Origin of the sequence: Candidatus Aegiribacteria sp. (assembly GCA_021108005.1) — a bacterium.
GTDB lineage: Bacteria > Fermentibacterota > Fermentibacteria > Fermentibacterales > JCC-6 > Aegiribacteria.
In genome coordinates, this window is sequence record JAIORS010000048.1 from 1 (window position 1) to 7284 (window position 7284).

At 48.5% G+C, this 7284-nt stretch carries 7 protein-coding genes; 4 read left to right on the forward strand and 3 right to left on the reverse strand.

All coding sequences use genetic code 11. From position 1 onward, the window contains the following. The 4 genes from K8S15_03000 to K8S15_03015 form a co-directional block, all read left to right on the forward strand. The coding region (locus K8S15_03000) for a DUF1015 family protein (protein ID MCD4775001.1) at positions 1-1024 on the forward strand (1024 nt) is incomplete at its 5' end. After that, entirely contained in the window at positions 1021-1497 is a 477-nt protein-coding gene (locus K8S15_03005) for a hypothetical protein (GenBank protein ID MCD4775002.1), read from the forward strand. The genes K8S15_03000 and K8S15_03005, both read left to right, overlap by 4 nt. A gap of 4 nt (positions 1498-1501) precedes the next feature. Continuing rightward, positions 1502-1837 carry a hypothetical protein gene (locus K8S15_03010; protein MCD4775003.1) on the forward strand — a complete coding sequence of 112 codons (336 nt, stop codon included), beginning with the start codon at positions 1502-1504 and terminating at the stop codon, positions 1835-1837. A 13-nt stretch (positions 1838-1850) separates the two neighbouring features. After that, entirely contained in the window at positions 1851-2279 is a 429-nt protein-coding gene (locus K8S15_03015; GenBank protein MCD4775004.1) for an EamA family transporter, read from the forward strand. Between the two features lie 23 nt (positions 2280-2302). Here K8S15_03015 and K8S15_03020 read toward each other — a convergent pair whose 3' ends face one another. The 3 genes from K8S15_03020 to K8S15_03030 form a co-directional block, all read right to left on the reverse strand. Continuing rightward, positions 2303-4468: a T9SS type A sorting domain-containing protein gene (locus tag K8S15_03020; GenBank protein MCD4775005.1), complete on the reverse strand. Its 2166-nt coding sequence runs from the start codon at positions 4466-4468 to the stop codon at positions 2303-2305. Then, positions 4465-6207, reverse strand: a complete 1743-nt coding sequence (locus K8S15_03025) for a T9SS type A sorting domain-containing protein (protein ID MCD4775006.1) — start codon at positions 6205-6207, stop codon at positions 4465-4467. The genes K8S15_03020 and K8S15_03025 overlap by 4 nt, the downstream gene beginning before the upstream one ends. Before the next feature lie 147 nt (positions 6208-6354). Further along, positions 6355-7284 (reverse strand): T9SS type A sorting domain-containing protein (locus K8S15_03030; GenBank protein MCD4775007.1); only part of this gene is annotated, 930 nt, incomplete at its 5' end.

Here is a 7284-nt window from a genome sequence, read left to right on the forward strand (position 1 = left end):
TCTCCGCCACCTGATGGAACACGGAGAAATGATCCAGGAAAATAAACCTAAGTTCTATTTTTATCGCCAGATAATGGGTGATCACGCTCAGGTTGGGCTTGTTACTACCGTATCCGCAGAGGATTACCGTAACAATCTCATCAAAAAGCATGAGTTCACAAGAAAGGTGAAGGAAGAAGACAGGATCCGTCACATAGAAACTCAGAATGCGCAGTGCGGTCCGGTTTTTCTTACTTACCCTGATGTTCCTGAATTCGATGCCCTTCAGAGAAGGATCTGCCGCGAAAACGAACCGGAATACGATTTCGTGTCACCTGATGGCATCCGGCATTCTCTCTGGGTGGTGAATAGTGATAAGGATATTGAAACCATAGAGAGAATATTTGCTGAAGTGCCCTCTCTCTACGTAGCTGATGGACATCACCGGAGCGCCGCAGGCACAATTGTCGCGGAAAGAAGACAGAAGGACAATTCCAATCATACGGGTAATGAGGAATACAATTACTTTCTTGCGGTAATATTTCCCAAGAACCAGATGAAGATAATGGCATACAACAGAGTCGTTAAAGACCTGAACGGTAACTCGCTGGATGAGTTCATTGATAAAGTCCATGATAGATTCGATGTTACCGAAAATACCGTTCCCTCTCCAGGCAGCATGCTGGAATACTCAATGTATCTTGACGGGAAATGGTACGGTCTGGAACCGAAAGCCGGCAGCTTCCCGGAGTCCGATCCTGTCAAGAGTCTTGATGCAAGCATACTTCAGGAAAATCTTCTGAATCCTATACTTGGCATAAAAGACCCCAGAACCAGCGAGCGTATTAAGTTCGTCGGTGGAATTCGCGGTACTGAAGAACTAGAAAAACTCGTGGATTCAGGTGAGTACGAAGTTGCTTTCTCTCTTTATCCAACTTCCATCGATCAGTTGATAGAAGTAGCCGAAAGCGGCAATGTGATGCCTCCAAAATCCACATGGTTCGAACCGAAACTGCGAAGCGGAATGGTGGTACACCTGCTGTGAAAATATCCGCTGCTCTTATTCCTTGTTGCATCGCTGTTATCTCCTGCGGGAAAATGGACGGGGCTTCCAGCGTTGTAACCGCTTTTTCAACGGCAATCTCCGATTCAAGCTACCAGGAGGCCTGGACACTTATAACACCCCGGAGCCAGCAGTGGTACGATTCTACCGCGGCGGTTCTTCACGAGTTCGGCTGGATAGAATCGCAGGCGGCCGTAACCAGCCTTGCCGGTGACATGACCGAAGAGGAATTCCTCAGCCTGTCAGGAGAGGACATCTTCGTAAGGATGGTCAGCCAGTCCGAAGATGTGCATAATCTCAGTACCAGCATCAAGTCCGTCAGTTATCCTGACAGCCTTGTTGGAGTTGTCGTAGTAAGAACAGACGATGGCCTTCAGGAAATCATCGTCAGAAAAATCGGAGAGGAATGGCTGATCGACCTGGCCAGTCTGACACCTCCGGTTGAAGGAGGGTAGCAACATGAGGGGAAAAAGCAGAGGGATCCTTATTTTTTCATTTCTCTTCGGAGGAGTTGGAATACTATTTCTTCTCTGGGGCCTGGGGGTCTCCATAGGTAAATGGTGGCCGGTTTTCTTCGCGGCGGTTGGAATTGCATCCTTTGTTCGAGGTTTCCAGGAGATCGGTAACGTGGTTTTCGGCCTTCTTCTAATCGGCTGGAGCGCCGCCGGTATAGTATGCCTTCATGCGGGAGATATTGGCATTGATCACGCTCTGCCGTTCTTCATAGGCGCATTCATTCTCTGGATTCCGGCCTCATGGCTCATTGGCAGAATTCTAAGTACAGACAATAAATAGGGATAGTATCGACATGATGAACATTCTGTCCGGCAAACCGATTCTCTGCAGTCTGCTTGCAGCTTTTCTCTGGGGGGTATGGGCAGTAGGCGCTAAATTCTCAGCTGACAGAATCGGCTTTTTCAATTCATCACTGTTTTACGTTCTCTTCTCATTCGTGACCGTACTTACAGTCTATTCCATCTCGGGTATTCATATGCCTAAACTAACAAGTTCAGCAACATTGACAGCTATGGCTACCGGTATTGCCGGTGGACTTGCGCTTATCTGTTTTCAGGCAGCCATCAAAAGTGGCTCTGTAAGCACAGTAGTACCACTTACCGGCCTGTACCCTGTTATACCGGCCGTGTACGGCATCGCTTTATTGGGCGAAGATATAACTCCTGTTAAGATCATCGGAATCCTGCTGGCCATACTAGCGGCTATTCTATTGTCTCTGTAGTCTTCTTCAGCTTCCCGCTTTCGTTACCTCAGCACAACCAGTTTTGCGGAATCGGAGATACCTGCGTTCGTAACACCCCTGCAGAAGTATACACCTGAAGGAACAGGAACTCCGTTATCGTTTCTGCAGTTCCAGGAAACAATATGATTCCCGGGGTCGAGTAGATCATCTGACAGAACGGAAACTATCCTTCCATGCATGTCGTACACTTCAATTCTCGCATCCGCCGCGGAAAGTCCTCCCAGATAGAAGGAAATTGAAGCAGAAGACCCGCACGGATTTGGATAGATACTATGGAAACACAGCGGTGAAAGTCCGCCTTGCTCTGTCTGTTCAGCAATGCCTGTCTGATCTTCGTACAGATAAACTGTCAGATCAATGCGCTGTGTTACATTGAGCGATGATTCGTTCGATATTACCGAGCTGTACTGTTCATCGGAGGGAATAGTAAAATCAACATTTCCAGAACAGGCATTCTCTGATATTTCAAATGCCTCAAACGGATTACTGCTGATATAACTCGAGTAGTTTGCCTCATCACAAATGAAGAAATCAATATTTCCCGGAGAGAACGTTTCCGAATAGACATCTGAATCATCAAGGTTTTTACCGTATACGGTTTCTCCTGAAACATCGTATTCGACTACAAGCCTGTAATCATCGGCAGGTGGTACGGGAGGCGTATCAGGTGAGATATCCAGCGCGGTTACTTCTCCGGATAGTACTACATCAACTGTATAATGCTGACCTGTAACAGTTGATGTCGTGACAGTGTAGTTACCTGAAGGCGGGAAAATCCCGATAGGACTGGTTACTTTGAGGTAAAGAGGCCGGTTGTCGCCAAATACGTATTCTCCTGAACCTGAGCTCCCGGTGTAATCCACAAGACATCGTGGGCCCGGGCTTCCATCACTGTCCAGTACTACACAGGCGCCATCTACCGGATTTCCAAGATTATCCGTCACGTTAACAGTCAGGGTGCATACATCGGTATACCTCTCCGTTACATTCCATGTGTAACCGTCTCCCCTCCAGTCGAAAACACTGGCCATATCCCAGCCCCAGCCTGGATCGTAGTCTCTCGGGCTGTTTATGTGCGTTCCCACCGGCTCCCAGGCTATCCATTCCCTTTCCCAGAACTCATTTGTTTTATGGTTGTTTCGGTACATCACCGATACTGTCGCAGGTATGAATGCGGTTCTTGAAGCTGCTGTTGTCAGATAAGAATGAACGCTGCAAGTCCCTTCGTGCCAGTTGTATATCCTGACAGGCTGGTTATGGTGCGGATGAGATAGGAAGGTCATGACATCCGTCACCCATGTGCTCAGAGCCCCGATGGCTCCGTTATCGAGACTGTTTACATTGCAGTTCCAGAGGGTTTTACAGGCCGAAAGAGAATCTTTCAGCAGAGGATATCCCGTATCCGCGTGGTTGAAAAGGTAATCCCTCCAGAAAACACCGGTAGGGGGGTCGGCATGCCCTCCTGTTGCCGGATTTATGTAATCCGGCCTCTCTCTGTGGATTTTAGGGTGTGCGACAAACCAGTAATAGATGTCCTGCGGAAGTTCAAACGTCAACGTATCGGGAGCATCGTACACCTTGTATTGGATGGTCGAGTAGTAGTTCCCGCCGTTTGCTGAAGTTCCGTAGTCCATTATGTCGGCGTAAGCCAGGAATTGATCTGTATCGTACAGTAGCGACACATTGAAAGCAAGAACTTCAGGATAAAAAAGATGGCTGCCAATTGTCTGTGGAGCCAAATGCGCGATTTCAAAGGCGATTTCGTCAACGTAAGGGTCGGAAGCTGCCAGAATTATGTCAGCGTATATGTCCTGATAAGAACTCGAAAGCCTTGAAAAATTGTCAGCAAGATCGATCTGCAGCCATTCGGGAGCTTTCTCGACTGCGTCCTGAGCCTTGCTTGTCAAACCGCTCTGGGGAGGTTCAAACAGCAGTGTTCCAGAACCGTTCACGTAGGTTATCACGCATGCCTCTCCGGTGGGAATTCTTACTGAAGCATTGATAGAATCCACAAGCACCCATTCATAATCATCTTGCTGCAGTTCGTTTTCAAGCCCGGCGCCTGTCATTTCACAGGGAAGAGAGAACAGTACAACAAACATGACTGTAACCGGTAATAGTATTCTTGAGATTGTAGAAACTATCCGATACCTGATTTTACCGCTCATTGGAGATGTACCAGTCTGGCGGTGTAGCTCCTTGATCCGGCAACAAGGCGGCAGATATAGATTCCGCTGGGCGTTTGGTTCGCGGCGGTTCCGCTCCATGTTACCGTATTGGTTCCAGCCGGCATGTCATCGCTGATCAATGTGTCCACAAGTCTTCCTGTGATATCGAATACCTCAAGCGTAACAGGCACCCGATCGGGAAGATCAAACGAAATAACGGTCGAACCTGAGAACGGATTCGGGCTGCTCGCAAGATTGCAGTCGATGAAGGGCTGCACGCCGCCGCTTATGCCTGTCAGAGGATTGCATGTAAAGGTAAGGTATCTTGTAGTGCCCGCCGGTAGAGGATCTTCAGTCTTGTTCCAGATATGCATAATAGCGAAATTGTCAGTAACGACAACATCTTTACAGTCATGGTTTACCACTGTGATATCCCGCGCTCTGATGGGGAGAAGAACTATTGGAGACCTGTAACCCCACTTACTCGTATAGCCGGGACTTCCCTCTATATTCATAGTTATGGTCACAGTGACCTCCCACGGAGTATCTGTACTGTCAACCACTACATCTTCAGAATAGAGCAATGTATCGTAAACACCCACACCGATGGGAACCCTCGCCTCCATAGCGGGATCTCCGTAAAGCGCGGAACCGTTCAGATCGGGTGCGCCTCCCGCTCCCGGGGTTCCATTGTATTTGTCGTAATAGAGAGCCTGATTCGCAAGGTAATAAGCCTGCGGCCAGGTGTAATGTGCCTGACGCTCGAAGTACGCTTTGGTTCCTCCGTGCTGCTGACTGTACGATCCCTCGTTTATTACGTATCCGGTGTAGAAGTACGCTCCCGCGGTATGGAGCCATCCAAGAGCCATAGAATTGAAGTTAGTTATCTTGCCGATCTGACAATTTCCGAGTCCAAAGAAAATCTTGGGATTGTCAGAGTTTATATGCAGTGTGTCTAACGCATTTGTGCGGCCGAGCGCCTGGCATCCCGAGATTCCGTACGATCTGAAATATCCTTCGTCACCGGAAGTTGGATAGTGCATCTGCCACTGGTAATGAGCACCGTGTCCGCTTGTAACGAAAATATCGATAGAGTCGGCATTCAGGCAGTCAACAAGCCATTGCGTTCTGTCCGTGGGGCCGTCTGTGTGCTGAATAGCGTCCGGATCGTTCAGCGCTTTGGTATAGTAAAGTCCATAAGTACTCTCGCTTGTGGAAATACCCCGCGGATAATGGGTAAGATCACAGCTGGTAGTTCCTCCGAGAACTGTTTCAACGTCAAACCCCTCTGGACCGGTCGCTAGCCTCAGAGCGTCGGACGCATAGTATCCTGTAACGATTCCCCATATAGCGTCTCCGTACGGATCGTCATCCAGTCCACGGCCGAATTTCCATACGGTATCCACGAATGTCGCTGTTGCGTTATCCCATTCAGATACGAATGCGATGTAATCCGGGGCGTACAGGCTGAGGGAATGTTGAATGTTGTAGATACTTCCTGAGTAAGTAAAAACCTCGGCCGAATACTTCGCTACAAGGCTGTCCACCACTTCGGCCCAATCGGCCTCAAGGTAAGTATCATCCCGAACCACTACCGCATATCTGAACGAACCTCTTTCCGCAGTCCACTGTGCCGTGACCGGAGCGGCAAAGATGCAAAGAAGGCACAGAACAACAAGGAGAGTGCCTGCATTTCCCGCATTCGTGAAAGAACGAACTGTACCCGGATGATTCTTCATGATGACCTTCCGTTTCTGTTATGTAAGCACCTTTATCTCTACAATATCATTTACTTATCTATTGATAGCTCCTTTATGGAATATTTGAAGAGAGATGTCAAGCCATATGCTATAACCCGCAAACAGCGTACATGGTAAATAAAGAGACTATTTCCATTCCGAGATAACAAGGCACTTTCCGGTTGCGGTTGAGCTTCCCGCGTTTATACGGTAGAAGTACATTCCGGAATCAATACCATCCGGGTTCCAGTTAACGGAGTGAGTTCCCGGCATCTGTTCTCCCTGCGCCAGTTCTGTTATCAGTCGTCCTCTTACATCGAATATATTTATGGACACCTCACTCTCATCGGACAGAGAATAGACAATTGCAGTCTGAGTACTGAAGGGATTGGGATGATTCCGTATCGAACTGATATGACCGTAACCAAGATCGCCTGCCTCGATTCCTGTCCCGGGATAGTCAAAATCATAAACAGCAGAACCGGTTTCTCCGGCAGAATTTGATCCGGAAACCAGTACGGAATAGGTTCCGTCCCCGGAAGCCGCGAAAGTTCCATCCCAGACAGCCCCGCTGCCGGTCATTTCCACGAATGCTATGGAATCATCCGGAAACTCCACTCTCAACATGGGTATGGAGTTCCGTTTCATGTAGTACACCGATTTTGCTTCGTTGCAGCCGTATTCGCCGCGCTCAAAAATTACATGAGTATTCATATATCCGTCAACAGCGCATTTCGCATACCGGATCTTCTGATTCGACAGGAACGCGGCTTCCTGTATAAGGGTCAGGTCATCATCGCTCATCGACTGACCGGCGCCATCAAGGTTACCGTTGATCTTTGTATAGTAAGCTGATGTGGTCTGCTGGGAACTTCTTGCCCAGACTATATGAATGTTGTTCTCATTATCGATATCCATCATCGGCGCCCAGACCTGATTGCTGGTCGGTGTAAGGTAACTCTCATCGATGCAGATGCTTCCATCGGGATAAAGTTTCATATAGGAGAGAAGATTCGAGGATCCCGTCCAGTGCTGCCAGATGATGTGCGCGTTTCCGTTGCTGTCACAGCATATCTG